The sequence below is a fragment of the Bacillus sp. NP247 genome (genome assembly GCF_018966865.1).
Lineage (GTDB): Bacteria > Bacillota > Bacilli > Bacillales > Bacillaceae_G > Bacillus_A.
On sequence record NZ_CP076653.1, the window covers coordinates 1,932,630 to 1,951,505 of the forward strand.

At 40.1% G+C, this 18,876-nt stretch carries 24 protein-coding genes; 6 read left to right on the forward strand and 18 right to left on the reverse strand.

Going from position 1 to position 18,876, the window contains the following annotated elements; translation table 11 throughout:
- Positions 1-424 precede the first annotated feature (424 nt).
- Together KPL75_RS10180 and KPL75_RS10185 are read left to right on the forward strand one after the other, a co-directional pair.
- The gene (locus tag KPL75_RS10180; protein WP_219920571.1) at positions 425-1,696 is read left to right on the forward strand and encodes a BaiN/RdsA family NAD(P)/FAD-dependent oxidoreductase; all 1,272 of its coding nucleotides are present in this window, start codon (positions 425-427) and stop codon (positions 1,694-1,696) included.
- 201 nt (positions 1,697-1,897) lie between these two features.
- A complete protein-coding gene (locus KPL75_RS10185) occupies positions 1,898-3,340 on the forward strand; it encodes an MDR family MFS transporter (protein ID WP_219920572.1) in 1,443 nt (480 codons plus the stop codon).
- Positions 3,341-3,380: 40 nt separating this feature from the next.
- Here KPL75_RS10185 and KPL75_RS10190 read toward each other — a convergent pair whose 3' ends face one another.
- Positions 3,381-3,704, reverse strand: coding sequence for an ArsR/SmtB family transcription factor (locus tag KPL75_RS10190; RefSeq protein ID WP_219920573.1), 324 nt, complete (start codon positions 3,702-3,704; stop codon positions 3,381-3,383).
- Positions 3,705-4,136, reverse strand: a complete 432-nt coding sequence (locus tag KPL75_RS10195) for an SRPBCC family protein (RefSeq protein ID WP_219920574.1) — start codon at positions 4,134-4,136, stop codon at positions 3,705-3,707.
- Between the two features lie 423 nt (positions 4,137-4,559).
- Here KPL75_RS10195 and KPL75_RS10200 point away from each other — a divergent pair, with 423 nt between their 5' ends.
- Positions 4,560-4,787, forward strand: a complete 228-nt coding sequence (locus KPL75_RS10200; RefSeq protein ID WP_219920575.1) for a DUF3973 domain-containing protein — start codon at positions 4,560-4,562, stop codon at positions 4,785-4,787.
- Between the two features lie 33 nt (positions 4,788-4,820).
- Here KPL75_RS10200 and KPL75_RS10205 read toward each other — a convergent pair whose 3' ends face one another.
- Together KPL75_RS10205 and KPL75_RS10210 are read right to left on the reverse strand one after the other, a co-directional pair.
- Complete coding sequence (locus tag KPL75_RS10205; protein WP_219920576.1) at positions 4,821-5,003, reverse strand: sporulation protein Cse60; 183 nt, start codon at positions 5,001-5,003, stop codon at positions 4,821-4,823.
- Between the two features lies 1 nt (position 5,004).
- Positions 5,005-5,241, reverse strand: coding sequence for a DUF2553 family protein (locus KPL75_RS10210; protein ID WP_002089059.1), 237 nt, complete (start codon positions 5,239-5,241; stop codon positions 5,005-5,007).
- Positions 5,242-5,494: 253 nt separating this feature from the next.
- On the opposite strand from KPL75_RS10210, the gene KPL75_RS10215 reads away from it, so the two are divergent.
- The gene (locus KPL75_RS10215) at positions 5,495-5,989 is read left to right on the forward strand and encodes a CarD family transcriptional regulator (RefSeq protein WP_087947353.1); all 495 of its coding nucleotides are present in this window, start codon (positions 5,495-5,497) and stop codon (positions 5,987-5,989) included.
- Positions 5,990-6,063: 74 nt separating this feature from the next.
- Here the strand turns inward: KPL75_RS10215 and KPL75_RS10220 are convergent, their stop codons facing one another.
- The 7 genes from KPL75_RS10220 to glp form a co-directional block, all read right to left on the reverse strand.
- Positions 6,064-6,849, reverse strand: a complete 786-nt coding sequence (locus tag KPL75_RS10220; protein ID WP_060750861.1) for a glucose 1-dehydrogenase — start codon at positions 6,847-6,849, stop codon at positions 6,064-6,066.
- Between the two features lie 12 nt (positions 6,850-6,861).
- The gene (glcU, locus tag KPL75_RS10225) at positions 6,862-7,719 is read right to left on the reverse strand and encodes a glucose uptake protein GlcU (RefSeq protein ID WP_219920577.1); all 858 of its coding nucleotides are present in this window, start codon (positions 7,717-7,719) and stop codon (positions 6,862-6,864) included.
- Between the two features lie 33 nt (positions 7,720-7,752).
- Positions 7,753-8,175, reverse strand: a complete 423-nt coding sequence (locus KPL75_RS10230; RefSeq protein ID WP_219920578.1) for a DUF3888 domain-containing protein — start codon at positions 8,173-8,175, stop codon at positions 7,753-7,755.
- A 99-nt stretch (positions 8,176-8,274) separates the two neighbouring features.
- Positions 8,275-8,508, reverse strand: coding sequence for a molybdopterin converting factor subunit 1 (gene moaD, locus KPL75_RS10235; RefSeq protein WP_000621795.1), 234 nt, complete (start codon positions 8,506-8,508; stop codon positions 8,275-8,277).
- A 2-nt stretch (positions 8,509-8,510) separates the two neighbouring features.
- Entirely contained in the window at positions 8,511-8,975 is a 465-nt protein-coding gene (moaE, locus tag KPL75_RS10240; RefSeq protein WP_002112357.1) for a molybdopterin synthase catalytic subunit MoaE, read from the reverse strand.
- Positions 8,972-9,493, reverse strand: coding sequence for a molybdopterin-guanine dinucleotide biosynthesis protein B (mobB, locus tag KPL75_RS10245; RefSeq protein ID WP_219920579.1), 522 nt, complete (start codon positions 9,491-9,493; stop codon positions 8,972-8,974). Before mobB ends, moaE begins: the two co-directional genes overlap by 4 nt.
- Positions 9,457-10,746, reverse strand: a complete 1,290-nt coding sequence (gene glp, locus KPL75_RS10250) for a molybdopterin molybdotransferase MoeA (RefSeq protein ID WP_219920580.1) — start codon at positions 10,744-10,746, stop codon at positions 9,457-9,459. Before glp ends, mobB begins: the two co-directional genes overlap by 37 nt.
- A gap of 83 nt (positions 10,747-10,829) precedes the next feature.
- Between glp and moaC the strand changes: the two genes are divergently transcribed.
- Positions 10,830-11,315 carry a cyclic pyranopterin monophosphate synthase MoaC gene (moaC, locus tag KPL75_RS10255; RefSeq protein WP_002129484.1) on the forward strand — a complete coding sequence of 162 codons (486 nt, stop codon included), beginning with the start codon at positions 10,830-10,832 and terminating at the stop codon, positions 11,313-11,315.
- Between the two features lie 42 nt (positions 11,316-11,357).
- Here moaC and KPL75_RS10260 read toward each other — a convergent pair whose 3' ends face one another.
- The 6 genes from KPL75_RS10260 to KPL75_RS10285 form a co-directional block, all read right to left on the reverse strand.
- On the reverse strand, positions 11,358-12,371 hold the full coding sequence (locus KPL75_RS10260; protein ID WP_219920581.1) for a molybdopterin-synthase adenylyltransferase MoeB: 1,014 nt from the start codon (positions 12,369-12,371) through the stop codon (positions 11,358-11,360).
- Between the two features lie 16 nt (positions 12,372-12,387).
- Positions 12,388-13,401 (reverse strand): GTP 3',8-cyclase MoaA, encoded by a 1,014-nt coding sequence (gene moaA, locus KPL75_RS10265; RefSeq protein WP_219920582.1) that lies wholly within the window; start codon positions 13,399-13,401, stop codon positions 12,388-12,390.
- A gap of 127 nt (positions 13,402-13,528) precedes the next feature.
- Positions 13,529-16,054: a beta strand repeat-containing protein gene (locus KPL75_RS10270; protein ID WP_219920583.1), complete on the reverse strand. Its 2,526-nt coding sequence runs from the start codon at positions 16,052-16,054 to the stop codon at positions 13,529-13,531.
- A gap of 170 nt (positions 16,055-16,224) precedes the next feature.
- The gene (locus tag KPL75_RS10275; protein WP_219920584.1) at positions 16,225-16,548 is read right to left on the reverse strand and encodes a hypothetical protein; all 324 of its coding nucleotides are present in this window, start codon (positions 16,546-16,548) and stop codon (positions 16,225-16,227) included.
- A 20-nt stretch (positions 16,549-16,568) separates the two neighbouring features.
- Positions 16,569-16,793: a spore germination protein gene (locus tag KPL75_RS10280; RefSeq protein ID WP_002145303.1), complete on the reverse strand. Its 225-nt coding sequence runs from the start codon at positions 16,791-16,793 to the stop codon at positions 16,569-16,571.
- 77 nt (positions 16,794-16,870) lie between these two features.
- A complete protein-coding gene (locus KPL75_RS10285) occupies positions 16,871-17,176 on the reverse strand; it encodes a rhodanese-like domain-containing protein (protein ID WP_000141214.1) in 306 nt (101 codons plus the stop codon).
- Between the two features lie 199 nt (positions 17,177-17,375).
- On the opposite strand from KPL75_RS10285, the gene KPL75_RS10290 reads away from it, so the two are divergent.
- Complete coding sequence (locus KPL75_RS10290; protein WP_219920585.1) at positions 17,376-17,558, forward strand: hypothetical protein; 183 nt, start codon at positions 17,376-17,378, stop codon at positions 17,556-17,558.
- A 49-nt stretch (positions 17,559-17,607) separates the two neighbouring features.
- On the opposite strand, the gene KPL75_RS10295 is transcribed toward KPL75_RS10290, so the two are convergent.
- A complete protein-coding gene (locus tag KPL75_RS10295; RefSeq protein ID WP_219920586.1) occupies positions 17,608-18,732 on the reverse strand; it encodes a homoserine O-acetyltransferase family protein in 1,125 nt (374 codons plus the stop codon).
- Positions 18,733-18,876: the final 144 nt, after the last annotated feature.

Here is an 18,876-nt window from a genome sequence, read left to right on the forward strand (position 1 = left end):
CTACATCTACATAAAGTGAAACTATAATCAGTGGGGATTTTGTTCATCCCCACTGATTATTAGCCCGCACCAATCGGGCGTTTACGGGCAGTTTATCTTCCACCTTACTTCCTGGCTCTAGCCGAATTTTGAGGTGGGAGTTTTACTGCCCACAAATAGCGGGATAAAGTAAAACTATAATTAGTGGGAGACTCCCCTCCTACTAATCATTCGAGTATTTATGGACCGTTTCAACGCCCTCTTTACTTCTCATAAATCTTAAGATGGTAGTCTTATTGCCCATAAATAGCAGGATAGTGCTGAACTCTAACTTTTGTATTGTACCACAATTCTCTCCTGAAGCAGTACTTCACTCTATTTTTCTTTTAAAGGAAAACATGCTATTCTTTTAGGCAGGAAATGTAGAAAATGAGGTCGATATATTATGCATTATGATGTTATTGTCATCGGCGGCGGTCCTTCAGGGCTAATGGCTGCAATCGGTGCTGCTGAAGAAGGCGCAAGCGTCTTACTTCTTGATAAAGGAAATAAACTAGGACGTAAACTTGCGATTTCTGGTGGTGGTCGTTGTAACGTAACGAACCGTCTACCACTTGATGAAATCGTTAAACATATACCTGGAAATGGTCGCTTCTTATACAGTGCTTTTTCTATTTTCAGTAATGAAGATATTATTACATTCTTCGAAAATCTCGGTGTAAAACTGAAAGAAGAGGATCATGGCCGCATGTTCCCAGTATCAAATAAAGCGCAATCTGTTGTAGATGCACTGTTAACACGATTAAAAGACTTAGGTGTGAAAATACGTACGAATACGCCTGTTGAAACGATCGAGTATGAGAACGGTCAAACGAAGGCTGTTATTCTGCAAACAGGCGAAGTGTTAGAAACGAATCACGTCGTTATCGCTGTTGGCGGAAAATCTGTTCCTCAAACTGGTTCTACTGGAGACGGATACGCTTGGGCTGAAAAAGCTGGGCATACAATTACAGAGCTTTTCCCAACAGAAGTACCAATCCTTTCAAACGAACCGTTTATTCGTGACCGCACATTACAAGGTCTTGCTTTACGAGATGTAAACTTAAGTGTATTAAACCCGAAAGGAAAAGTTATCATTTCTCATAAAATGGACATGCTTTTCACTCACTTCGGCCTATCTGGTCCTGCTGCTCTTCGCTGTAGCCAATTCGTTGTGAAAGCGATGAAAAAGTTTAAAACGAACACAGTGCACATGAGTATCGATGCATTGCCAGAAGAAAATAGTGAGCAACTGTTCCAGCGTATGCTGAAACAAATGAAAGAAGATCCGAAAAAAGGAATTAAAAATGTTTTAAAAGGTTATGTTCCTGAGCGTTACTTCTTATTCTTATTAGAAAAAAATGAAATTGACGGTAGCGAACAAGCTGGACAAGTTTCTCATGAGAAGATTCGTGCACTTGTGAAAGACTTTAAAGAATTTACTGTGAATGTAAATGGTACACAGTCAATTGAAAAAGCATTCGTTACTGGCGGAGGGGTATCCGTTAAAGAAATTAATCCGAAAGAAATGGCTTCGAAATTCACAAACGGCTTATATTTCTGCGGAGAGGTTCTTGATATTCACGGTTATACTGGTGGCTATAACATTACATCTGCCCTTGTTACTGGTCGAATTGCCGGAACAACAGCTGGAGAAAACGCAAAAATGCAGTATTAAAAAAAGAAACAGGGGTTCCTGTTTCTTTTTTTATATGTACATGAAATTATATCGGCGATTTGACAAGAGATATCGACTTACCAACAAGGAACGCCACATATGCCCTCCTCCTACCCCTCGTTCTTTTTTGTTGCTTTATATACCTTAGTACCTTTATATTTTATATTGTTGAATATTTAAAAAAGGGTAAGGGGAAAACAAATGAGAAAAAAAGTCATGATGTCTTTAATGCTAATGACGTTTCTTTCTGCGGTAGAAGGAACGATTGTTAGTACAGCGATCCCTCGTATAACGAGTGATTTGTCAGGCGTCGAACTTGTTAGTTGGGTATATGCAATCTATATGCTTGCAACAGCTGTTTCGACTCCAATATACGGAAAGCTAGCCGATTTATTCGGCCGTAAAAAAGTCTTGCTCATCGGAGCAACAATCTTCTTAATCGGTTCTGCACTTTGCGGAGTCGTTACATCAATGGAACAATTAATCTTCTTCCGTGCTCTTCAAGGTATAGGGGCTGGTGCTGTTATGCCTATCACAATGACGATTATTGGAGACCTATATAGCGAAGCGAAAGACCGCGCGAAAGCACAAGGCTGGATGAGTGCCGTTTGGGGTGTATCTGGTGTTATTGGGCCGTTAGTAGGTGGATTTTTAGTTGATTCTCTTTCTTGGCGCTATATTTTCTTCTTAAACGTTCCTTTTGGAATTATCGCTTGCTTAATGTTTGCCACTTCTTATAAGGAATCTGTTAAGTCTGCCGCCAAGCAACATATCGACTATCTTGGTGCGACAGTCTTCTCATTAAGTACGATCGCTCTGCTATACGCATTATTAACAGGTAGCAGTAAGCAAAACTGGGGAGACATTTCAATTATCGGCCTATTAATCTTTGCCGCTGTTTCATTCATTATTTTCTTATACATCGAGAAAAAATCTCCGGAACCATTAATTCCGCTAGCACTTTTCTCTAACCGTACATTATCTACAATAAACATACTAACACTTATTGCTGGTGCAATGATTATTAGTATTACAGTGTATCTTCCAATTTGGAGCCAAGGTGTTTTAGGAAAAAATGCGACAGAGGCTGGACTCATTTTAATGCCGATTCCTGTTATGTGGACATTTGGTGCTATGTTCTCCGGTAACTTAGTTGGCAAGTTACAAACGAAACAAATTATTTTACTTGGAGCTAGCATTTTATCAGTTGCTACCTTCTTATTATTTACATTATCAACAGATTCACCATCATTCCTCATTTATGTTGCAGTCGGATTATTCGGCTTAGGAATGGGGCTTGTTACACCAATTTACATGGTAACAATTCAAGCAGCTGTACCGGCCCATACGCGCGGAACGGCAGTTGGTTTAAACACATTTATTAATACATTTAGTCAAACACTAGGAGCTGCAATCTTCGGAACGATCTTCAATACGATGATTCATGCACGTGGCATTAAAAACCTTGATCTTGTTTCTTCTGGCGGACATGGAGGAACTACAGCAAACGTAGCAACCGAATCACAATCCGCATTAGCAGCAAGTGTACACGTCATTTATATGAGTACTTTCGTATTAGCAGTATTTACATTAATTATCGCTTGGATCTTATTAAAGCCAGCTAAACAAACAAGTGAACAATAAAAAGAGGATGACCATTTTGGTCATCCTCTTTGCATAAAATCTACTCTTCATTCTCCACAATATGTTTAAGCATGGACAATTTATTACCCCAAAATCGCTCATAATAAGAGAGCCACTGCTGTAATTCTTCTAACGGCTCTGGCTGCAAACGATATATCTTTTCTCTTCCGTTCTTTCTTCCACTCACTAAGTTTGCTTCCGAAAGAATATGAAGATGCTTCACAACTGCAGTACGACTCATCGGAAAATGATCCGTTATTTTGGAAATTGGCAACTCTTTATCACTTAACAACCGTAATACTTCTCGGCGGGTTGGATCAGCAATCGCTTGAAATACATCGTATTTGGCTGCCGATGATGCCACTTAACCTTCGACAACCTTTTTCAGTTTTTCATTTACAATCGCTACCCAGCCACCACTCATTCTTTCGCGAATAATAGAGCTCTTCGCATTTGGTTTTGGAAGAATTGTATCAGGATGCTTCCAGCCGCCGTGTATTAACGTAAATTCTGTTTTATTATCTCCTAAGTCTTTCAAATCAAATGAAACAATCCAGCCATCTGTATCCCATGAGAAAGATAAATGGTTTGGCTCATCAATTTCTAACACTTTACATGGTGATGGCCCAAATGGTGATTGCACCTGAAACTCATGTCCTATCTTTAATTCAAAATCATTTGGCATAAACCATGACGAAATTCCTTCTGCAGTTGATACTACATTCCATACTTTTTGAATAGGCGCGTTAAAAACGATTGTTTGTTTAATATCATTTAATGTATTTTGTTGTTCCATTTTATATCTCCTTTATTCGGCATTAAAACGTAACACCTTTTGGTTATATTTAAATAATATAACACCTTTTAGTTTCATGTCAACGATGATTTTTTTCACTGTTGAGAAATTCTCAACATTTTTTCAACAGGACAAACACCCTCTCACCATTCCTTCATAATATACTCACAAAGGCAATAAAAAATAAAAACTTCGCTCAATACGAAACTCCATCATTCATATTGAGCGAAGTGCCTAACTTATCTCATCTGTACTTCGTCTCTCCTCCTTCCCTCGGGGACAATACGCGAGATATGTAAAATCAGAAGGAATATGCCCACCATTTTGGGTAGGTAGTTATTTCTCTTCTCCTCAGCATTTCCTTAGGAGCGAAATGACTACCCACTCACTTTTTTAACCAACAATGAAAAGGGGATGAAAGCTATGTTCTACTGCATTAACTGTTCCGAAATTCACCACGAAAAACATCCGAATGATAAAGTATTTAAAAACGGTTTTTATATTGATCCATTTTTAGGTGATCGTTATCACCTCGGCATGTGCGCTGATGCTCAGGAGCATGCAACAGAGGAAGTTCTTTTAACGACAAAGAAGATAGATGAAACTCAATCTATTATGAATATTTTACCGACACACGTTGTCCCAACGTAAAACATAAAAAAGAGCTGGATCCCCAGCTCTTTTTTATGCTTTATAAACAATCATCGCTGAAAAACAATAAATTTGATTTTCATCATCGTTAATTGAAACACCAACTTGATACTTTATATCTACAAAATTTCCATCATCAATTTTTTTCAAAAATATATTTACAGCATCTTCTAAGTCTTTTTCATGACTTTCATCAAACACTTTCACACGAATCATGTTAACACCATCCTAGATCGCAGCCCTCCGCCGCTTGTTTATTGCCACGGTGCGTATCTATGATGCGATAAAACTTTCCATCTTCATATATATATCCGTCTTCTAACACATATTGTTTATCTTCAGTATAGACATAAAACTTACCTATCATAAACTTACTCGTATATAATTCTAAATAATCTTGCCTAAATTTAGCTACAACTTTATTTGTAATATCAATTCTAATTGTGCGCCCCACCTTCTCTCCCTCCCTTGCAAAGAACGGATTTAGGTATATTGTATTAGCGATTTTATATTTTATGCTTAAAAATAAGTGGATATGCCTTCTTTCTGTGCCTGTACTATTTTTCTAAAAAAATTCCCCCTATTTATTCAACTTATAAGAGAAAAAAACCAACTTTTATATATTGACTACAGCATATCAGATGTGATATTATATAAAATTTGACATTTTTATCCTCGTATGTTATTATTAAAAATGGTTACCACATATGGAGGTGGATGATTTGTTTCAAATTGGTGATAAAATCGTTTATCCAATGCACGGTGCAGGAATCATCGAAGCAATTGAAGAGAAAGAAATATTAGGCACTACGCGTCAATATTGTGTTATACGTATCATTAGTAAAGATATGCAAGTAATGCTTCCGATGAATCAATTACAAAAATCAGGTATACGTTATATCGTCGATAAAGGTACGTTAGATGGTATACTTCTTGAATTTCATCATGGGGAATCAGACCCCTCACTCTCTTGGAAACAAAGATATACAATGAATATGGAAAAAATGAAGAACGGCAATCTTCAAGATAGTGCAGAAGTTGTTCGTGATTTACTTCGTCGCAATAAAGAAAGAGCATTAAATGCGAGCGAAAAACAAATGCTAGATAATGCGCGTAAAATGGTTATTAGTGAAGTTGCGCTCGTACAGAATGTTTCAGAACATCAAGCAACAGAATTTCTTCAAGATACAATCAATCATTAATTTTAAAAATAGCCGACCGCTATTTTTTTTTGCGTAAAAAAGGCCAAAGAGTTAAATCTCTTTGGCCTTTCATATTACCCACGCCCTGCTTGAAACGATGGGTATAAAGTCATTCCACCATCTGCAAATAACGTAATTCCGGTCACGTAGCTTGCCTCTGCTGAAGCGAGCCACGTTGCTACTGCTGCGATTTCTTCGGGCTTCCCAATGTACCCCATCGGAATCATACTTTCTACGTCGTCACGTTTTTTCGGGTCAGCAAATTTTTCAGCATTAATTGGCGTATTAATTGCACCAGGCCCAATATTATTTACCCGAATACCTTTTGGTGCATATTCTAAAGCTAACGTTTCTGTCATAAGCTTAATCCCCCCCTTACTAGCCGCATAATGCACAAATAATGGCCACGGGATTTTCTCATGAACACTAGACATATTAATAACCGAACCTTTAATATCGTGTTCTACAAAATATTTAATCGCTTCACGACTTCCTAAAAAAGCACCTGTTAAATTCGTATGAATTACTTTATTCCAATCCTCTAACGGCATTTCATGCGATGGTACCGCATTTTCTATCCCTGCATTATTAATCATAACGTCGAGCGTACCAAATTCTTTAACAGCGGATTGAATGAGATTCACAACATCTGCCTCGGCCGTGACATCACCTTTTACAGCAATCGCTTCTCCGCCTACCTTTTTTATTTCTTCTAATACATCGTTCGCTTCTGACTCTCTTGAGCGATAGTTAATAACAACTTTCGCCTTCTCTTTAGCAAACCTTACTCCCATGGCTCTTCCAAGACCAGTTGCTGATCCTGTAATAACGACGACTTTCCCTTCTAAATCGCTATACATTTTAATACCTCCTTAACTTTTCGCAATCCCCAGCATAATTCCAGCTGCAATGATAAAAACGATACCAATAACAATCCCAGTTAATTGACGCTTCGTTTTCCTTTCACCTAATATAAAAATCCCGCCAAGCGTCGAAATAATAATTCCCATTTGCGAAAGGGAAAAGCTTGTTGCGACCCCAACTTTTGGCTGCGAAATGAATAAAAACATATTTCCAGCTGCCCAAATCAATCCTGGAAGAATATTTCGAATCGCATATTTATTGAATGGATGATGTTTAAATGTGAGTAAAACCCCGCCTAATACCATACCGACCGCTTGTGGTAATAAAGCCGACCAACCGTTCACGTTAAATAACCGGATAACCACTACGTAAACTAAATAACCGACTGTTGAAATTAATAAAATAATAATTCCTTTTTTGAAATCTCCTGCTTGCTCTGCATTCTTCTCTTCTTTACTTTGAAGCGATGTTAAAATAACCCCGATAATAATACAAACGAGCGCCAAAACTCCAAGGACGACCGATATCGTCGTTGACCATTCATGAAACACGATAACCCCAAATAATGTTGTCGCGACTAATTGAAGCCCTGTTGAAATCGGCATCGTTCTGGAAACACCCATTAAATCAATACTTTTTAATTGATTCGCTTGACCAAGTGCCCAAAATAAGCCGGATACAATTCCGACTCCAATAACGGTCGGAGTTAATACCGGCTTCATAAAAATATAAACAACAATTGAGAAGATAAGTGCACCAAACGTTGTACCGAGCGTTTGACTATACGGTCCCCCGCCCAGTTTCACGTTAAATAGCACAATACTCCCCCAAAATATAGCTGGTAAAATCGCTAAAAGTATATCCATCGCTCATTACCTTTCTCTACAAAATGTCATAGGTTATCGCTCTAAATCATTAGAGTGAGCTTTTATTTTTTCGTTTTCTCGTGCACAAATCTTTTCTACAATAGCACCAGAAACATTCTTTTCTCGTTCCACTTTCTTTATCTTTACGTGATCTAAATTATCTTCCAAAGTAAGTGTAACTTTATCATTCGGCGGATTATGTGCACCTTGAAACGTAAGAAATTGTAGCGTAATTTCAAATCTAGGAACGAACTCATCTTTCTTACCCAGACGTTTTATATTTATAACTGAATCACATTCATATTGATCTTCCGTTGCTTGCCTAATAACTGAATAGTACCTATTCAGTAACGCACTTTCTAAAAGCTGTTCCGTCGATTCTTTTGCCAAAGAATTACTTGGAGAAAAGAAAAAAACAGAACATATCATTGAAATCATTACACATATCTTTTTCATAACTTCCTCCTTTTCCTATAAGATAGTGTTCTCCAAAATGCCATAAAAAAACGACTTTCCCTATTTAGGAAAGTCGTTTTTTATAGCAAAAATCCAATATTAACCACCGCTCACTGGTGGTATTAGTGCAACTACATCACCAGATTGTATCGTATCATCTTCATTTGCATACTCCTCATTAATCGCAACCATAATTGGCGCTGACACTGGTACATTATATTCTTTCGCAACAATATCTTTTAACTCTGCAACAGTAATATTTTCTTTCTCTATTTGTAATTCACTCGTCCCTGCTTCTTCTTGCAAGTTCGCAAATAACAATACTCGAATCATATTTATAACTCCTTCCCAGGCTCTCCTGCTGGATATGGTGTTTTTTCTAATTGGTCACCAATCCATGAGTCACCATCTTCCCAAAACTCCTTTTTCCAAATCGGAACAATTTGCTTAATACGCTCCATAATATATTCATTCGCTTCATAAGCCTCTTTGCGATGAGGCGTTGATACAGCAACAACAACCGCTATATCAGAAATTTGCAGCGTGCCGATGCGATGCGTAATCGCAACATGTGTACCGGGCCACTTCTCCTTCACTTCTGACCCAATTTTCTGTAGCATCTTTTCTGCCATCGTCTTATAAGCTACATACTCTAAGTATAGTGTACGACGCCCTTTCGTAAACTCCCTAACTGTTCCGATAAATGTTGTGACAGCACCACATTCACGGCGAACTACTTTCTTTGCCACCTCTTCAATCGAGATTTCTGTATCAATTACTTCATAATACGTATTTATCATTTTGCACCCCTAACCGTTTGTAAAAACCAGTCTATATACAATTTTTCTTCTGTTATATGAAATACTTTATATTCTTCTCGTACATTTGACGGAGCATCATACCACGTAATAACCGCCGCTATATTTTCTACCTTATGTAAAAGTTCAGCGTCTTCCGCAGAACGAAGTAACACTATTTTTGGATATTCCTCAGCTTTATAGCCCTCTATTAAAATCGTATCCACTTCAAAAAATTCGTACAAGCGAATAATTTCTTGCAAGGACCATTCATCTCGTAAAGAGGACAGAGATAGTAATCCAGCGCCTTCTACACTACTTACTACAGCACCAGCTTTTCGGTGTCTTTCACTATCTTTTTGCGCTACTTCAGGAAAGCCCCCGTGACCATGATGTTTAATTGTAGCAACCTTTATTTCTCTTTCAGCTAATGCATGTACCATCTTCTCCACAAGTGTTGTTTTCCCGCTATTTTGATACCCTACTATTTGTAAGATTGAAGAGGCTTTGCCCACGGCCAATCACTTCCCTCAGAGCATTCTAACAATAATACAGACACTTTCATTCCTGCTTCAAATCCTCTCGTCCCTCCAGGCAGCACGATAAACGCATTTGCATCCGCAAGTGAAGATACCGCACTCGATTTATCTAAGCCGACTGGCGTTACTTGCAATGAACCATTGACGATAGTTACTTTCGCTCTTACGAAACGAGTAAACGGATTTGGTTTCGGAAAATCTTTTTGCAAAATAGCATCAGCTCTATATACGTGGGGCTCCTTCGCATGCAAATACGTTTTCATAATTGGATGCACAAATAATTCGAAACCTACATAACAAGCTGACGGATTACCTGATAAACCGAAGAGTAGCTTTCCATCAACTTCAGCTACTGTCGTTACACTCCCCGGCCTCATCGCTATTTTATTAAAGAGTACATTCGCCTGTAGCCTTTCATAAATAGCTGGTAAATAGTCGTAATCTCCTACTGAAACACCGCCCGTTGTAATTAAAATATCAACCTCATCCATCGCTGATTTAACAGCTGTAAAACATGCATCTAGCTCATCTGCAAGTTGTCCATAGTAACGCACTTTTCCGCCAGCTTTCATAATTTGAGCGGCAATCATATAAGAGTTACTATTTCTAATTTTCCCTGGCTCTAACGCCTCATGCACTTCTAGTAATTCACTTCCTGTCGTTACAATACCGACAACAGGCTGTTTTACAACTTTCACAGCGCTATATCCAAACGTCGCTAATAGTGCGGCAATACCTGGATTGATTACAACACCTTTCTTAACGAGTACTTGATTTTGTTTTATATCTTCTCCTTTAAATGACACATTGTCACCGTTTTGGAAAGGACGTTTTAACTTCATATATGTACTTTCGTTCCTCTCGAATCCTTCCGTCAGTTCTAGCATTACGACTGCATTGCAATCTTCTGGAATAGCTGCTCCTGTCATAATACGAACCGCCTGAAAAGCTCCTACTTCTTCTGTAAAAATAGATCCTGCCCCGATCTCTCCTATTACTTCAAATTCAACCGGCTGCTCTTGACTCGCTTCCTTCGTATCTTCTGCTCGAATTGCGAAACCATCGTAAGGAGAACGATCAAAGTGAGGAACGTCGTGATCTGAGACAACATCCTCCCCAAGAATCCTCCCATAACTTTCTGTAATAGAAACTTCTTCTACTTCACCATGCTTAGCGTATTTCATAACCCGGTCTACTGCCTCAGCAACTTGAATCGGGATTCGTTTTTCTACCATTGTTTCTCACCTCATATTTGCAAAATATCTAATCTCGATTACACTTTATATATTAAATAGCAATTACTTCAAGGAGGAATTCCATGTCTTCATTTACACATTTCAATGACCAAGGACGCGCTAAAATGGTTGATATAAGTGACAAAAAAATAACCGTTCGAACAGCAATAGCATGCTCTAGCATCCTCGTTACGAAAGAAATTTTTGATAAAATCTCACGCAACGAAATTGGTAAAGGTGATGTATTAGCTGTTGCACAAATCGCAGGCATTATGGCTGCAAAACGTACTTCTGATATTATCCCAATGTGCCATCCTTTATTATTAAAAGGTGTTGATGTCTCTTTCGATTGGAAACAGTCAGAAGAACAATATCGACTACTTATTGAAGTAAAAGTTAAAACAGAAGGTAGTACCGGCGTTGAGATGGAAGCTTTAACAGCTGCTTCCGCTACCGCTCTTACTGTATACGATATGTGTAAAGCGGTTGATAAGGGTATGATTATTGGCGAAACGTACTTACTTGAAAAAACGGGCGGAAAAAATGGAGATTATATTAGAAATTCTTAATCCTACCTTTTCTATTTGAACCTAAAGGATTCCCCTTTAGGTTCAACCTATATATCTTGCATATAGTCGTTTCGCAACATTCATATCATTCGTACCATGAATAAACGCTCTGCCATCTGTAAATAAAACAAAACGATATTCTTCCACTGAAAATGATAATAAATACGGCGTTGCTTTTACATCCACACTTTTTTGTAAGCGCTTTTTAATTTCTTCTAAATTAAAACCCTGACGCACACCTGGACGGATTTGAACTGTATTTCGCCCACATAATACTTCTGTTTTCGTTTGTGCTTCAAATGTTAAACTCGGATATGTACGTAACTTTCCACAAGATAAACATGTATCCTTTTTCTGCCTATTCACTTTAAATGCCATCTGCTGATTATTCCAAAGATCAAATGATAGCATCGTTTCACGAAGTGCCTCAAAATCTTCTACTAATATTTTCAAGGCTTCTGTTATTTGATGTGCAACTACTAATTGCACTGCTGGCTGTATAATACCGGCCGTATCACATGTCGCTCCGCTCGCTGGATGTTCCATTAAACATCGAAAACATGGTGTTTTTCCTGGCAAAATTGTATATGTTACTCCGTAGCTTCCAACGCATCCTCCGTATATCCACGGAACGTTATACATCTGGGATATATCATTAATAAGAAGACGCGTCTCAAAATTATCCGTCGCATCTAATATTAAATCGACCCCTTTAATTAACTCTTCCATTTCTTGCACCGTTACATCGGTCACAACCGGTACAATTTCTACTTCTGAATTAATAGCTTTTAAATGTTCTGCTGCCGCAATTGCTTTCGGCTTATAATGCTTTGCATCTTCTTCTGTATATAATTGTTGCCTTTGTAAATTGCTCCATTCGACATAATCACGGTCAGCAATTGTTATTTTTCCAACACCCGCTCTAACAATCGCTTCAGCATTCGCCGCTCCAAGTGCACCAGCACCAATAACGAGCACGTGCTTCTCTCTTATTTTCCGTTGCCCTTCTTCCCCAACACCAGAAAATAACATTTGTCTTGAATATCGCTCTTTCATTCGACATCCCCCTTTCTTATCCTCCTATATAAGACATTTCAATTTTCGGACGATTTTTCGCACTTTCTTCCGTCCGTTCATCTGAATATCGATCTTTTCTATCCTCCCATACACCTTGTATGGCTTTTAATAAATCATTATCCGAAAGGTTTTCCCTGAGAAGTTTCCTTAAATCCATGCCTTCTGTCGCAAACAAGCAAGTATAAAACTTTCCATCTGCTGAAATTCTTGCTCTCGTACAAGAAGAACAAAATGACTCAGAAACAGAGGTAATAAAACCAACCTCTACATTCGTTCCAACGTATCGATACCGCTTCGCAACTTCACCAAAATAATGAGCTTCAGTCGGCTCAATTGGATATACTCGATGAATTATGTCAATCAATTCTCGTTTCGTAATAACTTGATCAAAATTCCACCCATTCGTACTGCCAACATCCATAAACTCAATAAATCTAAGCGTGATTCCTTGTTCTTTAAAATACGCAGCCACCGGAAGTACTTGATGATCATTCATCCCTTTTTTCACAACCATATTTACCTTCACTTCAAGCCCTACTTCTTTCGCTGCCATAATTCCTTTTAACACTGGCTTCGTATTAATATTCCGGCCATTAATTGTACGGAACACCTCATCATCTATCGCATCCAAACTAACATTTACTCGGTGTAATCCAGCTTCTTTTAACGCCTTCGCTTGTTTCGTTAAATGAATTGCATTTGTCGTTAATCCTATATCTACTAAGCCATCAAGCTTTGCAAGACGTGCGATAAGTTTTGTTAAATCCTTACGGAGCAATGGCTCGCCACCAGTAAGTCTAATTTTCCGTACACCGATGCTAACAAATACTTTTGCTAATCGCTCGATTTCATCAAATGTCAGTAAAAACTCATCTTTCAAAAAAGCATAATCAGGACCAAACACTTCTGCCGGCATACAATACGTACACCGAAAATTACATCGATCAATGACAGAGATGCGCAAATCTTGAAGTGGACGTCCAAAAAAGTCTTTAACCTTCTCCTGCATCGCCACCCTCCCTTTCTGCCAAATTTCTCTCTTTTCATTCTATTATAATATATTTTCGAACTGCGATGTTTTTGCTCAAACAAATAAAAAGCCTTGAAGCATAAAAGCTTCAAGGCTCCCTTTTTTATTAACTTAAGCGAATAATTGTTAATACCGCTCCTGGTGTAGTCGTTGACAATGTCGCAATAGCAATTAAACCAAATAATTGTAAACTTATAGTCGCTCCTGCTGGAATATTTGAAATAACCGTAGCACTAAAAGCAGTTGTAGCTACTGCTGGTGAATTAACAGTTCCAGACAAAGCAGTTCCATTAACAATAATTTGCGAACTTACTAATAGCGAAGCAGTTATATTAATTGTATATGAAATATAGTAATTGCCTGCATTTGCAACTGTAAATACCGTATTAGCACCATTTACCGTAATTCCCGGTCCAATATTTTGGTTATTTGGTAAAGGAACATTTGTCCCCCCTAAAAGAACCGATATAGCTGTTCCAGATGTATTATTAGCAAAAGCATACGTAGCCGTTGTACTAACTCCAGTCGTTCCCGTACTCCCTGTTGACCCGGTGCCTCCTGTTGGTCCCGTACTTCCTGTCGGGCCGGTGCTTCCCGTTGCTCCCGTACTTCCCGTTGGACCGGTGCTTCCTGTGACTCCCGTATTTCCCGTCGGGCCTGTGCTTCCTGTTGCTCCCGTACTTCCCGTTGGGCCGGTGCTTCCCGTTGCTCCCGTACTTCCTGTTGGACCGGTGCTTCCCGTCGGACCCGTCACTCCTGTTGCTCCCGTACTTCCCGTTGGACCTGTGCTTCCTGTGACTCCCGTACTTCCCGTTGCTCCCGTACTTCCCGTTGGACCTGTGCTTCCTGTGACTCCCGTACTTCCCGTTGCTCCTGTACTTCCCGTCGGACCTGTATTTCCGGTTGGACCAGTGTTTCCTGTCACCCCTGTACTTCCCGTTGGACCGGTGCTTCCTGTGACTCCCGTACTTCCCGTTGGGCCGGTGCTTCCCGTTGCTCCCGTACTTCCTGTTGGACCGGTGCTTCCTGTGACTCCCGTATTTCCTGTTGCTCCCGTACTTCCCGTTGGGCCGGTGCTTCCCGTTGCTCCCGTACTTCCCGTTGGACCGGTGCTTCCTGTGACTCCCGTATTTCCCGTCGGGCCCGTCACTCCTGTTGCTCCCGTACTTCCCGTTGGACCAGTGTTCCCTGTCACCCCTGTACTTCCCGTTGGACCGGTGCTTCCTGTGGCTCCCGTACTTCCCGTTGGGCCGGTGCTTCCCGTTGCTCCCGTACTTCCCGTTGGACCTGTATTTCCGGTTGGACCAGTGTTTCCTGTCACCCCTGTACTTCCCGTTGCTCCCGTACTTCCCGTTGGACCGGTGCTTCCTGTGACTCCCGTATTTCCCGTCGGGCCCGTCACTCCTGTTGCTCCCGTACTTCCCGTTGGACCAGTGTTCCCTGTCACCCCTGTACTTCCCGTTGGACCTGTGTTTCCTGTCACTCCTGTGCTTCCCGTTGCTCCTGTATTTCCCGTCGGGCCCGTCACTCCTGTTGCTCCCGTACTTCCCGTTGATCCCGTGTTTCCTGTTGCTCCTGTATTTCCCGTTGATCCCGTATTTCCTGTTGGACCTGTATCTCCCGTTGATCCCGTATTTCCTGTCGGGCCTGTGACTCCTGTTGGACCTGTGTTTCCTGTCACTCCTGTGCTTCCCGTTGACCCTGTATTTCCGGTCGGACCTGTGGCTCCCGTACTTCCCGTTGGGCCCGTATTTCCCGTTGGACCTGTATCTCCCGTCGGACCCGTACTTCCCGTTGCTCCCGTATTTCCCGTTGGACCTGTATCTCCCGTTGGGCCCGTCACTCCTGTGCTTCCCGTTGCTCCTGTATTTCCGGTCGGACCTGTGGCTCCCGTACTTCCGGTTGCTCCCGTGCTTCCCGTTGATCCAGTATTTCCGGTTGGACCTGTATCTCCCGTTGATCCAGTACTTCCTGTTGCACCTGTATCTCCCGTGGCTCCCGTACTTCCCGTTGGACCTGTGCTTCCTGTGACTCCCGTATTTCCTGTGGCTCCCGTACTTCCCGTTGCCCCTGTACTTCCCGTTACTCCCGTACTTCCCGTCGCTCCTGTATTTCCAGTTACTCCCGTACTTCCTGTGGCTCCTGTATTTCCCGTTGCCCCTGTACTTCCCGTCGGACCCGTACTTCCCGTTGCTCCCGTGTTTCCTGTTGCTCCCGTACTTCCCGTCGCTCCTGTATTTCCTGTCGGACCTGTATCTCCCGTTGTTCCAGTACTTCCGGTTGCACCTGTGACTCCTGTTGCTCCCGTGCTTCCCGTTGCTCCCGTACTTCCTGTGGCTCCTGTATTTCCTGTCGGACCCGTGCTTCCCGTTGCTCCTGTATTTCCTGTCGGGCCTGTCACTCCTGTACTTCCCGTTGCTCCTGTATTTCCCGTCGGACCTGTATCTCCCGCTGCACCCGTACTTCCGGTTGGACCTGTACTTCCTGTCGCTCCCGTACTTCCTGTCGCCCCTGTTATCCCTGTCATTCCAGTTGGCACTGGAGGAAAAGTTGGGCCGACAAGATCTGGCGATATTTTAAAATTAGAATTTATCGACGCTTGTATTTTTTGTTTTCCATCATTTTTTCCCACCACTTCCACCCCTCAAAAGCAAACTACAGCTGCAAAATATGTTCTATATAAAAATTCACCCTCCATTTGAATTGTATTTTCTAAAACTGTCTCCAATACTACTTTTAAAACAATTCCTGCTATTTTTATGTAACACAAGTTCTTTTTCTAAATAAAAACTCCCCTATGTCTTAGGGGAGTCCTGCAACTGAATCTGTATTATCTGTATTTGGTGCTGCTTGCGTAGTACTCGACGCATTTGCACTTTGGCCCGTATTCCCTCCTGTTAAAGTACTAGCAGAAATACCTCTCGTATATGTTGTCGTCACAGAATCCCCCGGCTGTAAACAAAGCTTCGTCTCCGTCCCTATTACTGTAACAACATCAATCCAAGTGCAACCCGTTGAACCACTATACGATTTCGAGGCAGTAAACGAAGTATCCCTCAAATTATCACCCGTAAATATATTCCCAGTGTTATTAACGATAATAAACTCTTTTATACGTGCTGGCATACTTACACTCTACCTCTCCTTTACGAACCTAATGTACGTGTACTCGTCGCTAACGGTGGAAGAAATACTGACGTTCTAATCACCGCTTCTGGCTGCCGCTTTCCATTTAAAAAAATAGCCGTACTTGATCCTCCAGCACCGGCATATATTTTTGCCACAGCTAAAGGTGAGATATTATAACAGTCGCCGACATTAACAGCTCCTGTATTATTAATAATTTTTACTTTACGCATGTTAATTCCCATTTCGCCTCCCCCTTTTGTATACTGTATGCAAAAGAAAAAAACTTGAAACAGACTCGTTTCAAGTTTTTAACAATTAACTATTTCGTTTCACCTTCATATTGAAGCATACCGCCAACCATATTCACTGTTTTAAATCCTTGCTCATTTAAATAATGGCATACGTTTTCACTACGCATTCCCGAGCGGCAAATAAAGATATATTCATTCTCTTTCTCAAAGAAATCTACTTTATTTGGAATATCGCCCATTTTAATATGTACAGCTTCTGGGATTTTCCCTGCCGCTACTTCCTCATCTTCCCTTACATCTACTAAAAATAATGTTTCTCCATTTTCTAATCGCTCTTGCACTTCTTCTGTAGTAATCGTTTTTACTTCTGTCATATGTAGTTCCTCCTTATATACAATAGAACCTTCAGTTTCTTCTTTAAACAAACATTTCCCATCAATTTTAGCACGTGAAAGAAGGAACGCAAAGAACGGGGTTTTTATTTCTCAATTTTCTCGCAAAACTTATTCTTTACAAATATAACTAGTGCATTGTATCCTCAATATACTTGTTTGATGAAAGGAGCCAGTTAAAATGACAATTTTTCTTTTCATTATGGGCATCATTTTCTTAGTTTCTGCAGTTATTGCTCTTAGTATGAAAAATAATAAAAAGATAAAATCCCCTCAAGAAATGTCATTCTTATTTCTATTACTTAGTATAGCTTTCTTCGGCTTATCAATCGCTACATATATTTTCCGTCTGCAAATCATGTAAAAAAAGGTGCCTACTACAAACAATGCACCTTTTCCACATCATTTATTTTCTATACAAAACTAGATACTTTCCGGTTTAAAAACTCGTAAACTTTCTTTTCAAATAAATGAACATCTAATGCCCCAGCCATATGCCCATTTATACTTTCTATCTCGTGTACTTCTGCATATTTCCCCTGTTTTTGCAAAATGTCTACCATTTTATAATTATAACGAGGTGGCTGAAGTAAATCTTGCTTGCACGGAATCATGAGTACATTCGCTTCTATATTAGAAAGAGCCTCCTCTAAAGAAGAAAATCCATGCGCTATATCATGCAATAAGACTGCTTTCGCAGTGTACATCCATGAATTTGCATCTACTAAATCTATACTTTTGCATGTCACTTTATTTATCTCTTTCTCAAATGATGTTAATGCAGAAAATTCCTGATAAGGTGCCATTTCTATACTATTACGCGCGAATACCGTTTCATAAAAATGTTCATCAAACGCATTCATAAACATCATTCGACTTGCTAAATGAAGCCCCTTCGTTGGCTGCTCTTCTCCATACTTCCCACCTTTCCAATTTGGATCCAGCTGAATTGCTTCGATCGCATTTTGCGCTACATTGCCCGACGTTATAATTGGATTTTGTGGATTCGTAATAACTCCAATCATTCGCTCTATCATATGAGGATAGTGAACAGCCCATTGTTGTGCAATCATCCCACCTGCCGATGGCCCCATTACAGCGTGTAACCTTGAAATCCCCATATTTTTTATTAACTCATATTGCATACGAGCTACATCAAGAAATGTAAATACAGGGAAATCCATAGCGTATTCTTCTCCTGTTTCTGGATTAATCGATTTTGGTCCAGTAGTAATAACGTATGAGTTTTTCACCTGTACATTACAAAGGTTATCAGTACATATAACAAAATACTTATTTGTATCAATTGCTTTCCCAGGTCCAATTAATCCATCCCACCAACCAGACTCCTCGTCATGCGCTGTATATTTTCCTGCCACATGACTCGTTGCACTAAAATAATGGCAAACCAAAATCGCATTGGATCTTTCTCTATTTAAAGTGCCATATGTCTCATACCCCATTTGAACAGGAATTCCCCTACCATTTTCAAAAATAAACTCTTTTAAAACAAACTTCTCCTTCTTTACAATTTGCATTGACTCGCCTTCTTCCCGTCATATTATGAACTCCTTACTACAGGATTTTTTTCTGCGGAAAGAATTCTCCTTCTTCTTTTCATAAATAAATGAATAATATACAAAATTAGCCACAAAATAGCACTATATTACAAGATTAAAGAG